Here is a 17,691-nt window from a genome sequence, read left to right on the forward strand (position 1 = left end):
GGCGGCTACGCGGCGGCCGTGCTGCTCGACGGCTGGGCACTCCTGGGCAGGGCCGACCTGAGGGCGGGCGAGGAGGCGGTGCGCAGGTGGATGAACGCCGCCGCCCTGCTCCGCCCCGCCGCCGAGCTGGTGGTGCTCGGCGACGCCGCGCTGCCCGCCGTTCAGGCCCTGCTGAGGTGGGACCCCGTCACCCACGCCGAGCGCGAGCTGGGCGACCGCGCCGAGCTGGGCTTCCCGCCGGCGGTGCGGATGGCCACGCTCACCGGCGTGGCGAGCGCGGTCAGGCAGATGCTCGACGAGGTACGCCTGCCGCCCGACGCCGAGGTGCTCGGCCCCGTCCCCGTGGACGAGGCGGGCCAGGAACGCGCCATGATCCGGGTACGGAGATCCGGCGGAGCGGCCCTGGCAGCCGCGCTCAAAGGGGCCAGTGGGGTGCGTGCGGCGCGTAAGACGCCCGATGTCGTGAAGGTGAGTGTCGACCCGCTCGACCTGATTTAGACCATTTCCCCGATTCGCTCATCTGAAGGCCAGCCGTTAGCGTGCCCATGTGTCGATCGAATGGGTGAACCAGGCCATCGACGACCTGCGCGCTTGGGGACACGCGCGGGAAGTCGAGGTGGACGCGGACGAGGTCCGCCTGCTCTGCGACTACGCCAGCGACTATCTCAATGTCAACGAACTCGGCGACTTCAGCCCGGATACCTTCGACGAGCTGCTGCTGTCCATCTATCCGCGCAAGGTCATCGCCCCGCCGGAGAGCGCTCCGGAGACCGTCGCGGCCGCCCGCACCTTCGTCGACTACCTCAGCGAGGCGGGCGCGGTCCCCGAGCCGACGGCGGTGCTCATGCGCGACAGGCTCGACGACATCGCGCCGCGCATGCCCGAGGCCCTCGCCGACCCCGCGAACTTCGGCATGGCCAAGAGCCTCTTCAGCTCCATCGGCCCCGAGTCGCTCGAGCAGGCGGTCGCCATCCCCTCCGGCGAGGTGCCCGACCTGGGCGAGGCGCCCTGCGACTGTCCCGGGTGCACGCCGCTGCCCGCGGCCCGGCTGGCCGCGCGGGAGGACCTCGTCGCGGCGCTGGAGAGCGTGCCCCTGCTGGCCGAGGACCCGCTGCCCGACACCGGCGACCCGCTGGAGAGCTGGGCGGCGCGGGTCGCCGACCTGGTCGAGCGGCACGAGGGCCATTACGACCTGTTCGACATGCTCTACCGGCTCCAGGTGCGGGTGCCCGTCACCGTGATCGGCGACTACCTCGACGAGATCGCCGAGGACGGCGAGGCCGACCTGGCCGGTACGCTCGACCGGCTGTCGTGGTGCGGCATGATCCAGGTCACGGACGACACCGCGGAGCTCACCCCGCTGGCCGTCTGGGGGCTGCGCGAGCACTACCTGTCGCTCGACCTCGACGCGCCCGAGGCCCCCGACCTGGCCGAGGCCGACGCGCTCGGGCTCATCGAAGGGCTGCTCGACGGCGTGCCCGCCGAGCTCGCCGAGCAGGACATCAGCCGCTGGCTGAGCGGCCGGCCCTCCGGCGAGGCCGCCGCCGAGCTGCTGACCGCCGCCTCCGGCGCGCCCGCCGTGGCCCGCGGCATCGCGATCACCATCGTCGACCGGCTGGGCGCCGAGGCCGAGAGCCAGGTCCGCGACCACCTCGACGACCAGGAGCTGCGCCCGCACGCCATCCACTGGCTGGCCGCCAGAGGGCTGCCCGCGCCCCAGCTCACCCAGGAGGAGCTGCTCTGGGTCAGCGTCGACATGCTGGCGCTCGCGATGCCCGCGGCCGAGGAGGATCCCGAGATCTTCGCCGAGAACATGGCCGCCTCGGGCCCGCCGGCCCATATGATCGAGGAGATGTGGCGGGTCGACCACCCCGACGTCGTCGAGGTCCTGGAGCTGCTGGGACGCTCCATCCCCGACGGCACGGTCGCGAAGGCGGCACGCAAGGCCGCCTTCAAAGCCCGGTCCCGCGCCATCCGTTGAGTACGCCCATGTGACTCCTGTGCAGTAAGTTTCGTGGGTGGCAAACAACGTCTTCGACCTCGCCGAGCTGCGCAAGCTGATCGATGAGCAGGCCGCCGTGCCCCCACGGCCTCCTGAGGAGACTCCCGTGGAGCACGAAGCGCTGACGTTCCCGCCGGTCCTGCTCGCGCCCGACGCCGAGCTGGCCGCGGCGGTGCCCGGGGTGCCGATCGTCGCCGACGCCATCAGGCTCACCACGTGGACGGGCACCCGCCAGGTCACCCCGCAGGGGCACCTGAGCGAGTCGGACGCCGAGGCCGCCGCCCGGGAGTTCGGCCTGCCCGCCGCCCGGCTGCGCCTGATCTGGATCGTCGCCGTCAACACCGGGCTGCTGCAGATCCTCGGCGGCCGCGTTTCGCGAGGGCCGCTGTCGATGCAGCTCACGGTGGAGGCCACCCTGGAGTTCTGGGACGGCGTGGTCATGGACGTGCTCGACCGCGCCGACGAGGGCCTGACGGGCTCCGCCGTGGTCGACGGCCACCTGGCCGAGATGCTCGCCACGATCTACTCCGTGCGCTCCGGCGTGGCGACCGCCAACCTCGCCAGGGGCATCCTCCAGTCCCACGAGGTCGCCTGCGCGCCCGGCCCGGTCGAGATGCGCCGGCTGGCCGCCGCGCTGCCCGCCGAGCTGCTGGAGGCGCTGTCGCTGCTGACGTACTGCGGGCTCGTCGAGCAGACCGCGGCCGGCCGCACCGCGCTCACCCCGCTCGGCGTCTGGGCCATCCGCCGCGACCTGCTGCGCGAGGGCCACGACGCGCCGACGGCGGCCGAGGTGGAGGTGTTCGCCGACCTGTCGGCGGCCGAGCTGGTGGCGGAGCTGGTCAAGGGTTCGGCCACGCAGAGCGCCGTCGCCGGGTGGCTGGAGCGCCGCGAGCCGGAGTCCGCGGCCCGCGACCTGATCGAGATCGCCGCGTCCGGCACCGCCGGGCAGCGCGGCGCGGTCGGCGCCATCCTCGAGGAGCTGGGACCGGAGGCCGAGGGACCCGTCAGGCAGGCGCTCGGAGATCCGCTGATGCGCCGCTACGCCGCCTCCTGGCTGCACATCCGCGACCTCGAGGCGCCCACGCTCAGCCCCGAGGACCACACCTGGATCGCGGTCGACTCCCTGGCCGCCCTCATGCACCTGTCGGGCCCGGCCGCGGGCCGGCTCGACACGCCCGAGCCGGGTGAGGACCTGATCAAGCTGGTCGCCGAGATGACCGCGGTGGACCACCCCGACACGATCGCCGTGCTCGACATGCTCGCCTCCGCCCACGACGACCAGGCCGTGGTCAAGGCGGCGCGCAAGGCGGCGATGAAGGCGCGCTCCCTGGAGAGCACTAAACTGGGTTGATCCACAGACGAGAAACGGAGTAACCCCCTTGGCGATCCAGTCGATCCGGCTGTTCGGAGACCCGGTGCTGCGCACCCCGGCGGCCCCGGTCGTCGACTTCGACAAGGAGCTCCGCAAGCTGGTCAAAGACCTCACCGACACGATGATGGACGCGCCGGGCGCCGGCCTGGCGGCCCCGCAGATCGGGGTCGGGCTGCGGGTGTTCACCTACTACGTGGACGAGCAGCTCGGCCACGTGATCAACCCCGACCTCGACCTGTCCTCGGAGCTGGACGAGGAGGGCGAGGAGGGCTGCCTGTCCTTCCCCGGCCTGTCCTACCCGACGCCGCGCGCCATCCGCGCCGTCGCCAAGGGCTTCAACATGCACGGTGAGCCCGTCACGCTGGAGGGCACCGACCTGATGGCCCGCTGCTTCCAGCACGAGACCGATCACCTCGACGGCATCCTGTTCATCGACCGCATGGACCCCAAGCAGCGCAAGCTGGCCATGAAGGCCGTGCGCGAGGCCGAGTGGAGCGGCCTGTCCGCCCCTGTGATCAAGGTCTCGCCGCACGCCACCGGCGGAAGGGCGCTCTGAGAGCATGCGTCTCGTCTTCGCGGGCACGCCGGAGACGGCGCTGCCGTCGCTGCGCGCCCTGATCGACTCGCCGCGCCACGAGGTCGTCGCGGTCGTCACCCGCCCCGACGCCCAGTCCGGGCGCGGGCGCAAGGTCCACCCCTCGCCGGTGGCCGAGCTCGCGGAGGAGGCGGGCATCGAGGTGCTCCGCCCGGCCAAGGCCGGCGACCCGGAGTTCCTCGACCGGCTGCGCGCGCTGGAGCCCGACTGCTGCCCGGTGGTCGCGTACGGGGCCCTGCTGCCGCAGTCGGCGCTGGACATCCCCCGCCACGGGTGGATCAACCTGCACTTCTCGATCCTGCCCGCCTGGCGCGGGGCCGCCCCCGTGCAGCACTCGATCCTGCACGGCGACGAGATCGGCGGGGCCACGACGTTCCAGATCGTCAAGGAGCTGGACGCCGGGCCCGTCTACGGCGTGGTGACCGAGGAGATCCGCCCGGACGACACCAGCGGGTCGCTGCTGGAGCGGCTGTCGGTGTCGGGGGCGGGGCTGCTGGCCGCCACCCTCGACGGCGTCGAGGACGGCACCCTGGAGGCCCGGCCGCAGCCCGCCGAAGGCGTGACCGTCGCCCCCAAGATCACTGTGGTCGACGCCCGGATCGACTGGACCAAGCCCGCCATGCACGTCGACCGCCGGATCCGGGCCTGCAGCCCGGCGCCCGGGGCGTGGAGCGAGTTCCGGGGGCAGCGGGTGAAGCTGGGGCCCGTGCGGATGGTGCCCGGCGAGCGGCTGCCCGAGGGCGAGATCGCCGCCTCCAAGGCGAGGGTCCTGGTCGGGACGGCCACCGACGCGGTGGAGCTGGGTGAGGTGCAGCCGCAGGGCAAGCGGCTCATGGGGGCCGTGGAGTGGGCTCGCGGGGTTCGCCCGGAGAGTAAAGAGATCTTCAAGTGATCCGGCGGGCCGGCGCACGAGGCGTGAGGGAAGTCTGAGGGGATGAGGACGAGGGGGGACCAGGGCGCCGGAGGCAGGGGCGGCGGGACGCGCAGGCCGCCGAGGCCGGCGCGTGACCACGCCCGCAACGCGGCCTTCGACGTCGTACGCGCGGTCGACGAGCGCGACGCGTACGCCAACCTGCTGCTGCCACGGCTCCTTCGCGATCGTGGCATCAGGGGGCGCGACGCCGCGCTGGCGACCGAGCTCGCCTACGGGACGCTGCGCGGGCTCGGCACCTACGACGCCGTCATCGAGATGTGCAGCGACCGCGTGCCCGACCCGGACGTGCGCGACGCGCTGCGCCTGGGCGCGCACCAGTTGCTGCGCATGCGCGTCCCACCGCACGCGGCCGTCGGCACCACCGTCGATCTCGTACGCCTGCGCATCGGCGCCGGGGCGGCCAAGTTCGTCAACGCGGTGCTCCGCAAGATCGGCTCCAGGACGCTCGAGGAGTGGGTGCCCATCGTCGCGCCCGACCCGGCCGACGACCCGGTCGGCCATCTGGCGATCGCCTACGGCCACCCCCGCTGGATCGTCTCCGCCTTCCGCGACGCGCTCGGCGGGCCCGACGAGATGCCTGACCTGCTCGACGCCGACAACGCCCGCCCCCTGGTGACGCTGGTGGCGCGGCCGGGGCGCAGCTCGGTGGAGGAGCTCGAGGCCGTGGGCGCCCTCCCCGCCCGCTATTCGCCGTACGCGGCCTACCTGCGCGAGGGCGATCCCGGCCAGATCGAGGCCGTGGCCGAGACCCGCGCCGCCGTCCAGGACGAGGCCAGCCAGCTGGTGGCGCTCGCCCTGACCCGCGTCCCCCTGGAGGGGGACGGCGACGAGCTGTGGCTCGACATGTGCGCGGGCCCCGGCGGCAAGGCGGGCCTGCTCGACGCCATCGCCACCCATGGGGACCTCGCGGGACTGAGCAAGGAGGCCAGGGACCGCGCCCACGCCCCGGCCGCCGGCGCCGGCCCGGCGGCCTTCCCCGGGGGTGCCCGGCTGGTGGCGGCCGACCTGCAGCAGCACCGGGCGCGGCTGGTCTGGCAGACGACCAGGGACGCGACCGTGCTCACGGCGGACGGCACCGAGCCCGCGTGGCGGCCCGGGGTGTTCGACCGCGTGATGCTCGACGCCCCCTGCACCGGTCTGGGGGCGCTGCGGCGGCGGCCGGAGGCGCGCTGGCGGCGGGATCCGCACGGGATCGCCGAGCTGGGCAAGCTGCAGCGGCGGCTGCTCGGCACCGCGCTGGACGCCGTACGCCCCGGCGGTGTCGTCGCGTACGTCACATGCTCGCCGCACCTGGCCGAGACCCGGGTCGTGGTCGGAGACGTGGTGGCGCGCCGGGACGACGTCGAACAGCTCGACGCCCGCGCCTACCTGCCCGAGGCCGACGACCTGGGTGACGGCCCGCACGCCCAGTTCTGGCCGCACCGGCACGGCACCGACGCCATGTTCCTGGCCCTGCTCCGCAAGCGTCCCCAGGCGTGATCCGATCGGCCCGCCGGACTGATGAGAGCAGGGCGCGGGCCGTTCACTAGAATTGCCGAATCATGGCCGTACAGATCTCGCCCAGCATCCTCGCCGCCGACTTCGCCAGGCTCGCCGACGAGGCCGCCGCCGTGCCCAATGCCGACTGGCTGCACGTCGACGTCATGGACTACCACTTCGTGCCCAACCTCACCATCGGGTTGCCCGTGGTCGAGGCGTTGCGCAAGGCGACCCCGACGCCGCTCGACTGCCACCTCATGATCGACGACCCCGACCGCTGGGCGCCGCAGTACGCGGAGGCGGGGGCGGGCAGCGTGACCATCCACGCCGAGGCGGCCAAGGGGCCGATCAGGACGCTGCGCGAGATCCGCTCGCTCGGCGCCAGGGCCGGTCTCGCGCTCAACCCGGCCACACCCGTCGAGCCGTACGAAGACCTGCTGGCCGAGGTCGACATGCTGCTGCTGATGACCGTGGAGCCGGGGTTCGGCGGGCAGAAGTTCCTCGACGGGGTGCTGCCCAAGGTCCGGCGGGCGCGGCAGATGATCGAGCGGCACGGCGGGCGGGTCTGGCTGCAGGTCGACGGGGGAGTCGACGCGGGCACGATCGAGCGGTGCGCGGACGCGGGCGCCGACGTGTTCGTGGCGGGCAGTGCCGTCTACGGCGCCTCCGACCCGAGCGCCGCCGTTGACGCTCTCCGGGCCGCTGCCACCCTCAAAAGCGCATAAATCACCCATCGCCTGGGTAACCATTCACTTATGGGCGACCATGGGATCTTCGGGCCCCGCTCGGTGACGTGGCGGGTGATGGGAGAGCCGATCCTGCTGGTGGGTGGCATCCGGGCGCTGTTGATGCAGGGCCTGCATCCGCGGGCGATGCGCGGGGTGCTGCAGAACTCCGCGCTCATGGATCCCCATGAGGCCTGGTCGCGGTTCGTGCGGACCACCGAGTTCGTACGCGTGCGTACGTACGGGACCGATGCCGAGGTCGAACGGGCGGGGCGGCGCGTCCGCAAGATCCACACCAACCTGACCGCCTACGACCCCGACACCGGCGTCACCTTCCACCTGGACGAGCCGGACGCCCTGCGCTGGGTCCACGTCGGCGAGGTCGACTCCTACCTGTCGGTCGCCCGGCGGGCCGGGGTGCGGCTGACGGACGCCGAGGCCGACGCGTTCGTGGCGGAGTGGCGGCGGGCGGCCGAGGTGGTGGGGCTGAAGGCGGAGGACGTTCCGGGGTCGGTGGCCGAGTTGCGCGACTACATCGACGCCGCGCGGCCGGGGCTGCGGTTCGTCCCCGAGGCGGCCCACCCGCTGCGCCTGTCGCTGAACGCCCCGCTCCCGCGCATGCTGACCCCGCTCAAGCCCGCGCTGCCCGCGCTGACGCTGCTGTCGTTCGCCACGCTGCCGCGCTGGGCGAGACGGCTGTACGGGCTGCCCGCCACCCCGGTCGGCGACCTGTGGGCCACGGCGACCCTGCGCACCCTGCACACCGGGATCGGCCTGGTCCCGGGGGACGTCCTCTACAGCCCCGCCGCCCGGCGGGCGCGCCGGCTCATGGCCGCTTGACCTAGCGCTTGGTCAATTATGCCGGGGCGGTCGCGCACGGCAATTCGGGCATGGCACACTGGTAGCCAAGAGAGCTAGCGTGCTCCGGGGTCGGTGTAATTCCGAACCGGCGGTTATAGTCCGCGACCCGGCCGATGCCATCGGCCGGTTGACCTGGTGAAATTCCGGGACCGACGGTTAAAGTCCGGATGGGAGGAAGCGCGCGAGGTGTCCGGTGTCCCAGCCGGGCGCCTGCCCTGACGCACAGCAGGATCAGGGCCGAAATCCCCCGGGGCCCGCCGTGGCTTGGAGCTACTGGCGAGTAGGAGTACCCCGGGGTGGAGATACCCGCGCAGGACGCCGCGCACATGGCGCGCGCCGTCGAACTGGCCGGGCACGGACACGGCACCACCAGCCCCAACCCCGTCGTGGGCTGCGTCGTGCTCGACGCCGGTGGCCAGGTGGCGGGCGAGGGCTTCCACGCGTACGCGGGCGGGCCGCACGCCGAGGTCGTGGCGCTGGCGCAGGCGGGGGAGCGGGCGCGGGGCGGCACCGCGTACGTGACCCTTGAGCCCTGCGACCACACCGGCCGGACGGGGCCGTGCAGCCTGGCGCTGCTGGCGGCGGGGGTCGCGCGGGTGGTGATCGCGGTGCCGGACCCCAACCCCAAGGCGGCCGGCGGCGCTGCCCGGCTGCGGGCGCACGGGGTCTCGGTGACGTCCGGGGTGCTGGGCGCCGAGGCGGAGCGGGTCAACGAGGAGTGGCTGACGTACGCGCGGCTCGGGCGCTCGCACGTGACCTGGAAGTTCGCGGCCACGCTCGACGGGCGGTCGGCGGCCGAGGACGGGACCAGCCAGTGGATCACCTCGCCGGAGGCCAGGGCGGACGTGCACCGGCTGCGGGCCGCCGCGGACGCGATCGTCGCCGGGATCGGCACCGTCCTCGCCGACGACCCCCACCTCACGGCCCGCCCCGGCCCCCTGAACGGTCCCGCGTCGGCCGGCCCCCCAAACGACCCCGCCTCGGCCGACCCCGCGTCGGCCGGTCGCGGTTCGGAGGCGCGCGTCGGCGGCGGGGCGGGCGACAAGAGCGGGGCGGGCGACAAGAGCGTGGGCGGCACGCGTCCGGCCGAGGGCGCCGCCGATGCCGGGGAGGGACCCCCGAGTGCGGGCGTGGGCGTCCGTGGCGGCGCGGAGGGCCCTGACTCGGGTGGTGGGACCGGGAACCCAGCGGGCATCGGTGGCTCGGCGGCCGGGCGTGAGGGAGACGGGGAAGCGGGCGGGCGGCGGCCGTTGCGGGTCGTGGTCGACACCCGGGGCAGGACGCCGCAGGACGCCCGGGTGCTCGACGACAGCGCCCCCACGCTCGTCGCCATCGCCGACGACACCGACACCGGGCTCAAGGCGGACCTCCTCCGCCTGCCCCGCGACGGCCGCGGTCTCGACCTCGAAGCCCTCCTCAAGGAGCTGGCCGCGCGCGAGGTCGTCAGCGTGTTCCTGGAGGGCGGCCCCACGCTGGCCGGGGAGTTCCTGCGGCGGGGCCTGGTGGATCGCGTGGTCGCGTACCTGGCCCCCGCGTTGCTCGGCTCCGGGCGGGCCGCGCTCGGCGCGGCCGGGGTGGGGACGATCGGCGCGATGCACCGCCTGACTTTTGACGAAATTTCCCCCATAGGGCCGGATGTGCGGTTGATCGCCCGGCCTGCCACCCAACCAGGCAGGGAGCAGTGATGTTCACCGGAATCATTGAGGAAAAGGGCGAAGTGGTGGCCATCGACCAGGCGGGCGGCGGGGCCGTGCTGTCGGTGCGCGGCCCGGTCGTCACCTCCGACGCCAAGCACGGCGACTCGATCGCGGTCAACGGCGTGTGCCTCACCGTCGTCGAGGTCGAGGACGGCGTGTTCACCGTGGACGTGATGAGGGAGTCGCTCGACCGCAGCTCCCTGGGCGGGCTGAAGCAGGGCTCCTCCGTGAACCTGGAGCGCGCCGTACGCGCCGACCAGCGCCTCGGCGGCCACATCGTGCAGGGCCACGTGGACGGCACCGCCGTGCTGCTGTCCAGGGAACCCGGCGAGAGCTGGGACGACGTGCGGTTCTCGCTCCCCGAGGCGCTGAGCCCGTACGTGGCGGAGAAGGGCTCGATCGCGATCGACGGAATCAGCCTGACGGTGACCACGGTTGACGACGACAGCTTCGGTGTGAGCCTCATCCCCACCACGCTCAAGCTCACGACCATGGGCGAGCGCCAGGTGGGCGACACCGTGAACATCGAGGTCGACGTGATCGCGAAGTATGTGGAAAGGCTGGTGGTCAGGCAGTGAACTGGGCCGACGCCGGATTCGATGTATTCGGCACCCATGTGCTCTGGACGGACCTGATCGGCAACATCGCCGCCCTGTCGACGGTCCTGCTCGCCATGCGCAAGTCGATGTGGACCTGGCCGGTGCAGTTCGCCGGCTCGGTGCTGTTGTTCATCGCCTCGATCAACGCGCACATCACCGGGAACGCGCTCAAGCAGGCCCTGTTCGCGGGCCTGGCGGTCTACGGCTGGTGGGCGTGGCGGCGCGGCACGCAGGACGGCAAGCAGCTGCGCGTCCGCCCCGCCGCCTGGTGGGAGCGGTCGCTGCTGATCGGCGGGATGCTGCTGGGCACGGCGCTGGTCGGCGTGCTGTTCTTCGTCACCGGCCTGTCGTGGGGCGCGCAGGTGCCGCTGCCGAAGGGCGCCTTCCTGGTGGCCGCCGACGCCTACATCTTCGTCGGCAGCGCGATGGCCACCTGGGCGCAGGGCCGGGCCCTGGTGGATTTCTGGATCGTGTGGGTGGCCGTCGACCTGGTGGGCGTGCCGCTGGCGTTCAGCTCGGGGCTGGTGGTCTCCGGGTGGGTGTACGGGATCTTCTTCGTTCTGGTGGTGATCGGGTTCGTGAAGTGGCTGCGTGAATACCGGGCGGCCGAGGTCGGCGTGGCGGTGGCGCGATGAGCGACATCAAGCTGGACCCCATCGAGCGGGCCATCGACGACATCCGCAACGGCCGGCCCGTCGTCGTGGTCGACGACGAGAGCAGGGAGAACGAGGGCGACCTCATCTTCGCCGCGGCCAAGGCCACGGTGGATCTGTGCACGTTCACGATCAGGCACACCAGCGGGATGATCTGCGTGGCCATGGAGGGCAAGGAGCTCGACCGGCTCGGGCTGCCCCTCATGGTGGTGCACAACAAGGAACGCATGCGCACGGCGTACACGATCACCGTGGACGCCCGCGACGGCGTCACCACGGGCATCTCCGCGGCCGACCGGGCGCAGACCATCCGCACGCTCGCCGACTCCGCGACCGAGCCCAACGAGCTGGTGCGCCCCGGGCACGTCTTCCCGCTGCGCTACCACGAGGGCGGCGTGCTGGCCAGGCGCGGCCACACCGAGGCGGCCGTGGACCTGGCCCGGCTCGCCGGCCTGTCGGCCGCGGGCGCGCTGGCCGAGGTGGTCAACGACGACGGCACCATGGCCAGGCTGCCCGAGCTGCGCCGCTTCGCCGACGAGCACGACCTGGCGCTGGTCTCCATCGAGGATCTCGTCGACTACCGCCGACGGGCCGAGAGCATGGTCACGCGGGTGGCCGAGACGCGGCTGCCGAACGCGTACGGGATGTGGCGGGTCTACGGCTACGCCAGCGCGCTCGACGGCGGCGAGCACGTCGCGCTCGTCTTCGGCGACCTGTCCGAAGGCGAGAACATCCTGGTCCGGGCCCACTCCGAGTGCCTGACCGGCGACGTGTTCGGCTCGCTGCGCTGCGACTGCGGGGTGCAGCTCGGCAACGCCATGTCGGCCATCGCCCAGGAGGGCCGCGGCGTGGTCGTCTACCTGCGCGGCCACGAGGGCCGGGGCATCGGCCTGCTGGCCAAGCTCAGGGCGTACAACCTGCAGGACAACGGCAGCGACACCGTCGACGCCAACGTGGAGCTGGGGCTGCCGGTGGACGCGCGGGAGTTCTCCAACGCGGGGCAGATCCTGGCCGACCTCGGCGTCAGGTCGGTGCGGCTGCTCACCAACAACCCGGCCAAGCTCAAGGGCATGGACGGGTACGGCATCAAGGTCCTCGGCCGCGAACCCCTGCCCGTGGCCATGAACCCGCACAACGAGCGTTACCTCACGGCCAAGCGCGACCGCCTCGGCCATCACATCTCGGAGGCATCATGAGCGAGCGTAGCGAGCGATCAATCGGACGCAGCGGTGTACCGCTCATGCGGCCGACGGAGGAGGCCGCATGAGCGGTGAAGGACTGCCGGGCGTCGCGGTGCCCGACGCCTCGGGGCTGAGCGTGGGGGTGGTGGCGGCCAGCTGGCACGCCAAGATCACCGATCAGCTGGTGGCGCGGGCTCTTCAGGCCTGCGACGACAGCGGCGCCACGGCGACCGTGGTGCGGGTGCCGGGCTCGCTGGAGATCCCGGTGGTCGCCCAGGCGCTGGCCCGCCGCTGCGACGCGGTGGTGGCGCTGGGCGCGGTCATCAAGGGCGAGACCGCCCATTTCGACTACGTCTGCGACTCGGTGACCGCGGGCCTGACCCGGATCTCGCTGGACGAGGAGACGCCCGTCGGCAACGGCGTCCTGACGTGCGAGACCCTGGACCAGGCCCTCGATCGTTCGGGCCTGCCGGGCAGCAAGGAGGACAAGGGATACGAGTCGGCCGTCGCCGCGCTGGAGACCGCCCTCCTCCTGCGGGACCTCCACTAGCCTGCGGTAGGTTTCCTTCGTGCCCGAGCCGATCACTCCACCGCCCCTGCCCGTCACCTGGCGTCCCCGCAGACCGCGGATCGTCGCGTACGGCTCCGCAGCCGTGATCGTGCTCGGGTCGGTGATCATGGCGGTCTTCATCGCCGAGCCGTTCAAGCTGCCCGACCGGCTGGCGATCGTGGCGTTCGGGTGCGCGGTGGCGTTCGTGCTGCACATGCTGGGGCGGGTGCGGGTGGAGGCGGACGACGAGGGTGTCACCATCGTCAACGCCGCCCGCACCCACCGCTACTCGTGGCCGGAGATCCTGGAGGTCACGCTGCTGGTGGGCGACCCCTGGCCGAAGATCGACACCTCCGACGGGCGCACCATCGGGGCCATGGGCATCCAGGGCTCGGAGAAGGCCCGCGCCGTCCGGGCCACGGCCGAGCTGGAGGCCCTGATCCGGGAGCGCGGCGAGGCTCGCGAGAAGTAGCCGGTCGATGACCCCGCGTCATGGTCGGCGAGCGAATATCGCCGGACCGGGTGTCGACGTAGCCTGAAGGAGTGCTGCGGCGGACAATCAGGGCAATGGACATCGAGTCGCCGGCCAAGCTCATCGAGCTCCTCGACCGGCACGCCTACCTGGCCGACGAAGGGCTGGCCACGGCGGCCTTCCTGGCGTTGAGGATGGGCCGGCCGCTCTTCCTCGAAGGAGAGGCGGGAGTCGGCAAGACCGAGCTCGCCAAGACGCTGGCGACGCTGCTCAAGGCGCCGCTCATCAGGCTCCAGTGCTACGAGGGGCTGGACGCGGCCCAGGCGCTGTACGACTGGGACTTCGCGCGCCAGCTGCTCCACCTGAAGGCCGCGGAGGCCGCGGGCGTCACCGACGTGGGCCGGCTGGAGGGGGAGATCTACGACAGGCGGTTCCTGATCGCGCGGCCCCTGCTCAAGGCCATCGAGACGCAGCCGAGCGTGCTGCTCGTGGACGAGATCGACCGGGCCGACGACGAGTTCGAGGCGTTCCTGCTCGAAGTGCTCTCCGACTTCACGATCTCCATCCCCGAGCTCGGGACCGTCAAGGCCACGAAGCCGCCGGTGGTCGTGGTCACCTCCAACAGGACGCGCGAGGTGCACGACGCGCTCAAGCGGCGCTGCCTCTACCACTGGCTCGAACACCCCAGCTTCGACCGCGAGGTCGCCATCCTGCTGCGCCGGCTGCCCGACTGCACCGAGACGCTGGCCGTGCAGGTGGCGCGGGCGGCCGAGCGGCTGCGGCAGGCGGACCTGGTCAAGCCGCCGGGCGTGGCCGAGACCCTCGACTGGACCGAGGCGCTGCTGACGCTGGGGGCCAAGGAGCTCGATCCCGCCCTGGCCGCGGCCACTCTGGGGGCGGCCCTGAAATACCGGGAGGATGTCTCGAACGTGCTCGGCAACGGGCTGCTGCCCCATGGATGAGCTGGTCGCCACGATGACGGCGTTCGCCAGGACGCTGCGTGCGGCCGGGGTCGCCGCCGATCACGAGCGGACCCAGAACATGCTCAGGGCGCTCGACCACCTCGACGTGGCCGACTCCGGCGAGGTCTACTGGGCCGGGCGGCTCACGCTCTGCGCCACGCCCGACGATCTGCCCCGCTACGACCGGTGCTTCGCCGCGTACTTCGGCGGGGTACGGGCGAGCGTGGCCCGTACGGGCACGACCAGCGTCACCAGGCACCTGGCGGCCGAGACGCGGGGCGAGACGGACGGCGGCGACGAGGGGACGGCGGCGCCCGCGACGGCGAGCCGGGCCGAGGTGCTGCGGCACCGCGACGTGGCCCGGCTGACCGAGGCCGAGCGGGCCGAGGTGCACCGGATGCTGGCCATGCTGAGGTGCGGCCGCGAGCGACGGCGCTCGCGCCGCTTCGAGGGCGCCCACCGGGGCGTGCTCGACCCGCGCCGCACCATCCGCGACGCGCTCAGGAAGGGCGACATCGCCCGGCTCCGGCACAAGAGGCACACCACCCGTCCGCGCACCGTCGTCCTGTTCGTGGACGTCAGCGGCTCGATGGCCCCGTACGCCGAGACCCTGCTGCGCTTCGCCCACGCGCTGGTCAGGAGCGAGCCCCGGGCCACCAGGGTCTACTCGGTCGGCACCAGGCTCACTCCGATCACCGCCGAGCTGCGCCACCGCGACCCCGGCACCGCCCTGAACGAGGTCTCCAAGGCCATCCCCGACTGGAGCGGCGGGACCCGGCTGGGCGACGAGCTCAAGGAGTACCTGTCCCGCTACAGCGCGCGCGGGGCGACGGCCGTGATCGCCTCGGACGGGTGGGAGCGCGGCGACCCCGCTCTGCTAGGGGCGCAGATGGCCAGGCTGGCCAGGCAGGCGCACCGGGTGATCTGGGTCAACCCGCACAAGGGGTATGCGGACTACCAGCCTCTCACGGGCGGCATGCGGGCCGCCCTGCCGTACGTGGACGATCTGGTGGCCGGGCACAGCCTGGCCGCCTACGAGCGACTCAGCGAAAGGCTGGCCCATGCGTGACGTGCTGCCGGAGATCATGAGGTGGTGGAGGTCGGGGCTCAAGTTCGGGCTGGCGACGGTGGTGAGCACGTTCAGCAGTGCGCCCAGGCCGCCGGGCGCGGCCATGGCGGTGCGTGGCGACGAGGTGGTCGGCAGCGTGTCCGGCGGGTGCGTCGAGGGCGCGGTGTTCGAGCTGGCCGCCGAGGTCGACGGGGCAGTCCTGCAGCGGTACGGCGTGAGCGACGACGACGCGTTCGCGGTCGGGCTCACCTGCGGCGGCATCATCGACATCCTCGTCGAGCCGATCTCGATCGAGACCTTCCCCGAACTGGGGGAGATCGCGATGTCCGTGGACGCGCACGAGCCGGTGGCCGTCGCCACCATCGTCTCCGGCCCCGGGCAGATCGGCGCCCGCCGGGTCATCTGGCCGGACCGCTCGTCCGGCACACTCGGGCTCGACCGGCTCGACGAGGCCGTGGACGACGACGCGCGCGGCATGCTCGCCCAGGGCCTGACCGGCATCAGGCACTACGGCGGCGAGGGGGAGCGGCGCCTGGACGACCTGGCGGTGTTCGTGCAGTCGTTCGCGCCGCCGCCGCGCATGCTGGTGTTCGGGGCGATCGACTTCGCGGCGGCGGTGGCCAGGGTGGGCAAGTTCCTCGGCTACCACGTCACGGTCTGCGACGCGCGCCCGATCTTCGCCACCGCCAAGCGCTTCCCCGACGCCGACGAGGTCGTGGTCAAGTGGCCCCACGACTACCTGTCCTCCGTCCTGGTGGACCAGCGCACGGTGATCTGCGTGCTCACCCACGACCCCAAGTTCGACGTGCCGCTGCTGGAGGTGGCCCTGCGCACCGACGCCGGGTACGTGGGCGCCATGGGCTCGCGCCGCACCCACGAGGACCGGCTCGCCCGGCTGCGCGAGTCCGGGCTCACCGACGCCGAGCTGGCCAGGCTGCGCTCGCCCATCGGGCTCGACCTCGGCGCGCGCACCCCCGAGGAGACGGCCGTGTCGATCGCCGCCGAGCTGATCCAGCTCCGCTGGGGCGGCTCGGGCCGCCCGCTGTCCAGCACCGAGGGCCGCATCCACCACGAGGGCTCATGAAGAGCGCGAAGGTGGCCGGGCTGCTGCTGGCCGCGGGGGAGGGCGCCCGGCTGGGCACGCCCAAGGCGCTGGTCGAGTACGCGGGCGAGCGCCTGGTCGACCGCGGCGTGCGGCTGCTGGAGGAGGGCGGCTGCCATCCCGTCGTGGTCGTGCTCGGCGCGGCCACCGTGCAGGTGCGCGGCGCGGTGACCGTGCGCAACCCGGACTGGGCGTCCGGCATGGGCTCGTCCCTGCGGGTCGGGCTCGCCGCGCTGCCGCAGGAGGCCGAGTCCGTGGTGATCGCGCTGGTCGACCAGCCGTTCATCGGCCCGGGCGCGGTACGGGCGCTGATCGCCTCGGGCGCCGGGCTGGCGGTCGCCACCTACGAGGGGAGGCGCAGGAACCCGGTGCTGATCGCCCGCGAGCACTTCGCCGAGGTGGCGGAGCTGGCCACGGGGGACGTGGGAGCGCGGCCGTTCATGAGGGCGCACCCCGAGCTGGTCACCGAGGTGCCGTGCGACGAGCACGGGGACCCGGCCGACATCGACACGCCCCAGGACCTACGGCTGCTGGAGCCGCACCTAGAGTCGCAGTGAGGCGATGGCGGCGCGGTGGTCGCTGCCGGTCGCGGGGGCGACGCCCGCCTTGGTCGCCGTCATGCCCTTGAACAGGATGTGGTCGGGCCGGGTGATCGGGAACTCGGACGGCCAGGTGAACCCGAACCCGTCGCCCGCCACGATCTGCGCGTCGCTCAGCGGCGGGGTCAGCCCCCGCATGCCGCGGTCGGTGGTGGCGGTGTTGAGGTCGCCGAGCAGCAGGATGCGCTTGCTCGGGTCGTCGTCGATGAGCCGGCGCGCGTGCGCGAGAGAGACGTCGCGTGAGGCGGTCTCCCCGGGCCGGGCCGAGGCCAGGTGCATGACGTAGACGGTCACCTTGCCCTTGGGGGTGGCGACCACCGCGCGCAGCGCCCGCGGCCAGCCCAGGCCGATGTCGAGCGGCTTGGTCTCGCTGATCGGGTAGCGGCTCCACAGGCCGACCGTGCTGACCGGAAAGTGGTACTTGAACATCTTGTTGAGCTGCTTGGCCGCAGGGCCGCCGCTGGTCAGCTCCTGGGCGGCCAGCAGGTCGAGGTCCTTGGCGATCATGCGGACGGCCTCGCCCGAGGCGTTGTTGGTCACGCCCACGTTGACCGTGCCGACGGCCAGGTCGCTCGGGCCTCCCGGCGGCGTGCGCAGCAGCGTGGAGCCGAACATCGCCGCCCACACCACCCCGGGCACCAGCGCCGCGATCACGGCCGCCCTGGAGCGTGCCAGCGCGGCGACCAGGAGCAACAGCGGGACGGTCACCCCCAGCCAGGGCAGCAGGCTCTCCATCACCGGCGTGAACCCGCCGAGCGCAGGAATCAGCTGGTGTCCGGCCATGGCCACGGCGACCACGGCGGACACGATGACGACCAGCCGACTCAGCACCTGATCCA

The 17,691-nt window shown here is 72.8% G+C and carries 18 protein-coding genes, 1 pseudogene and 1 riboswitch; of the genes and pseudogenes, 18 read left to right on the forward strand and 1 reads right to left on the reverse strand.

Features of this window, described 5'->3' with window-relative positions:
- The 18 genes and pseudogenes from ACWDX9_RS36320 to ACWDX9_RS36405 all read left to right on the forward strand — a co-directional run.
- Window positions 1-498 (forward strand): annotated as a pseudogene (locus tag ACWDX9_RS36320) (primosomal protein N'); the annotation flags it as partial.
- Window positions 499-547: 49 nt separating this feature from the next.
- Window positions 548-1,981 carry a hypothetical protein gene (locus tag ACWDX9_RS36325; RefSeq protein ID WP_449962200.1) on the forward strand — a complete coding sequence of 478 codons (1,434 nt, stop codon included), beginning with the start codon at window positions 548-550 and terminating at the stop codon, window positions 1,979-1,981.
- A gap of 37 nt (window positions 1,982-2,018) precedes the next feature.
- Window positions 2,019-3,353 carry a hypothetical protein gene (locus ACWDX9_RS36330; RefSeq protein ID WP_449962203.1) on the forward strand — a complete coding sequence of 445 codons (1,335 nt, stop codon included), beginning with the start codon at window positions 2,019-2,021 and terminating at the stop codon, window positions 3,351-3,353.
- A gap of 28 nt (window positions 3,354-3,381) precedes the next feature.
- Entirely contained in the window at window positions 3,382-3,930 is a 549-nt protein-coding gene (def, locus tag ACWDX9_RS36335) for a peptide deformylase (protein ID WP_350729109.1), read from the forward strand.
- Between the two features lie 4 nt (window positions 3,931-3,934).
- The gene (gene fmt, locus ACWDX9_RS36340; protein ID WP_449962206.1) at window positions 3,935-4,861 is read left to right on the forward strand and encodes a methionyl-tRNA formyltransferase; all 927 of its coding nucleotides are present in this window, start codon (window positions 3,935-3,937) and stop codon (window positions 4,859-4,861) included.
- A 42-nt stretch (window positions 4,862-4,903) separates the two neighbouring features.
- Window positions 4,904-6,382, forward strand: coding sequence for an RsmB/NOP family class I SAM-dependent RNA methyltransferase (locus ACWDX9_RS36345; RefSeq protein ID WP_449962208.1), 1,479 nt, complete (start codon window positions 4,904-4,906; stop codon window positions 6,380-6,382).
- A gap of 62 nt (window positions 6,383-6,444) precedes the next feature.
- Window positions 6,445-7,107: a ribulose-phosphate 3-epimerase gene (gene rpe / locus ACWDX9_RS36350; RefSeq protein ID WP_449962210.1), complete on the forward strand. Its 663-nt coding sequence runs from the start codon at window positions 6,445-6,447 to the stop codon at window positions 7,105-7,107.
- A gap of 30 nt (window positions 7,108-7,137) precedes the next feature.
- Entirely contained in the window at window positions 7,138-7,947 is an 810-nt protein-coding gene (locus ACWDX9_RS36355) for an oxygenase MpaB family protein (RefSeq protein ID WP_449962213.1), read from the forward strand.
- 75 nt (window positions 7,948-8,022) lie between these two features.
- Window positions 8,023-8,153: riboswitch (FMN riboswitch) on the forward strand.
- 111 nt (window positions 8,154-8,264) lie between these two features.
- On the forward strand, window positions 8,265-9,653 hold the full coding sequence (gene ribD, locus ACWDX9_RS36360; protein ID WP_449962216.1) for a bifunctional diaminohydroxyphosphoribosylaminopyrimidine deaminase/5-amino-6-(5-phosphoribosylamino)uracil reductase RibD: 1,389 nt from the start codon (window positions 8,265-8,267) through the stop codon (window positions 9,651-9,653).
- Window positions 9,653-10,243, forward strand: coding sequence for a riboflavin synthase (locus ACWDX9_RS36365; RefSeq protein WP_449962219.1), 591 nt, complete (start codon window positions 9,653-9,655; stop codon window positions 10,241-10,243). Before ribD ends, ACWDX9_RS36365 begins: the two co-directional genes overlap by 1 nt.
- Window positions 10,240-10,899: a nicotinamide mononucleotide transporter family protein gene (locus ACWDX9_RS36370; RefSeq protein WP_449962222.1), complete on the forward strand. Its 660-nt coding sequence runs from the start codon at window positions 10,240-10,242 to the stop codon at window positions 10,897-10,899. The genes ACWDX9_RS36365 and ACWDX9_RS36370 overlap by 4 nt, the downstream gene beginning before the upstream one ends.
- The gene (locus ACWDX9_RS36375) at window positions 10,896-12,113 is read left to right on the forward strand and encodes a bifunctional 3,4-dihydroxy-2-butanone-4-phosphate synthase/GTP cyclohydrolase II (RefSeq protein ID WP_449962225.1); all 1,218 of its coding nucleotides are present in this window, start codon (window positions 10,896-10,898) and stop codon (window positions 12,111-12,113) included. Before ACWDX9_RS36370 ends, ACWDX9_RS36375 begins: the two co-directional genes overlap by 4 nt.
- A 67-nt stretch (window positions 12,114-12,180) precedes the next feature.
- A complete protein-coding gene (gene ribH / locus ACWDX9_RS36380) occupies window positions 12,181-12,648 on the forward strand; it encodes a 6,7-dimethyl-8-ribityllumazine synthase (RefSeq protein ID WP_449962228.1) in 468 nt (155 codons plus the stop codon).
- Between the two features lie 19 nt (window positions 12,649-12,667).
- Window positions 12,668-13,120: a PH domain-containing protein gene (locus ACWDX9_RS36385; protein WP_449962231.1), complete on the forward strand. Its 453-nt coding sequence runs from the start codon at window positions 12,668-12,670 to the stop codon at window positions 13,118-13,120.
- 95 nt (window positions 13,121-13,215) lie between these two features.
- Window positions 13,216-14,082: an AAA family ATPase gene (locus ACWDX9_RS36390; RefSeq protein ID WP_357728785.1), complete on the forward strand. Its 867-nt coding sequence runs from the start codon at window positions 13,216-13,218 to the stop codon at window positions 14,080-14,082.
- Window positions 14,075-15,151: a vWA domain-containing protein gene (locus ACWDX9_RS36395; protein ID WP_449962234.1), complete on the forward strand. Its 1,077-nt coding sequence runs from the start codon at window positions 14,075-14,077 to the stop codon at window positions 15,149-15,151. Before ACWDX9_RS36390 ends, ACWDX9_RS36395 begins: the two co-directional genes overlap by 8 nt.
- Window positions 15,144-16,235, forward strand: a complete 1,092-nt coding sequence (locus ACWDX9_RS36400) for an XdhC family protein (RefSeq protein ID WP_449962236.1) — start codon at window positions 15,144-15,146, stop codon at window positions 16,233-16,235. Before ACWDX9_RS36395 ends, ACWDX9_RS36400 begins: the two co-directional genes overlap by 8 nt.
- Complete coding sequence (locus tag ACWDX9_RS36405) at window positions 16,232-16,810, forward strand: nucleotidyltransferase family protein (RefSeq protein WP_449962239.1); 579 nt, start codon at window positions 16,232-16,234, stop codon at window positions 16,808-16,810. Before ACWDX9_RS36400 ends, ACWDX9_RS36405 begins: the two co-directional genes overlap by 4 nt.
- On the opposite strand, the gene ACWDX9_RS36410 is transcribed toward ACWDX9_RS36405, so the two are convergent.
- A complete protein-coding gene (locus tag ACWDX9_RS36410; protein ID WP_449962242.1) occupies window positions 16,796-17,683 on the reverse strand; it encodes an endonuclease/exonuclease/phosphatase family protein in 888 nt (295 codons plus the stop codon). The genes ACWDX9_RS36405 and ACWDX9_RS36410 overlap by 15 nt on opposite strands.
- Window positions 17,684-17,691: the final 8 nt, after the last annotated feature.

The organism is Nonomuraea sp. NPDC003201, assembly GCF_053590415.1.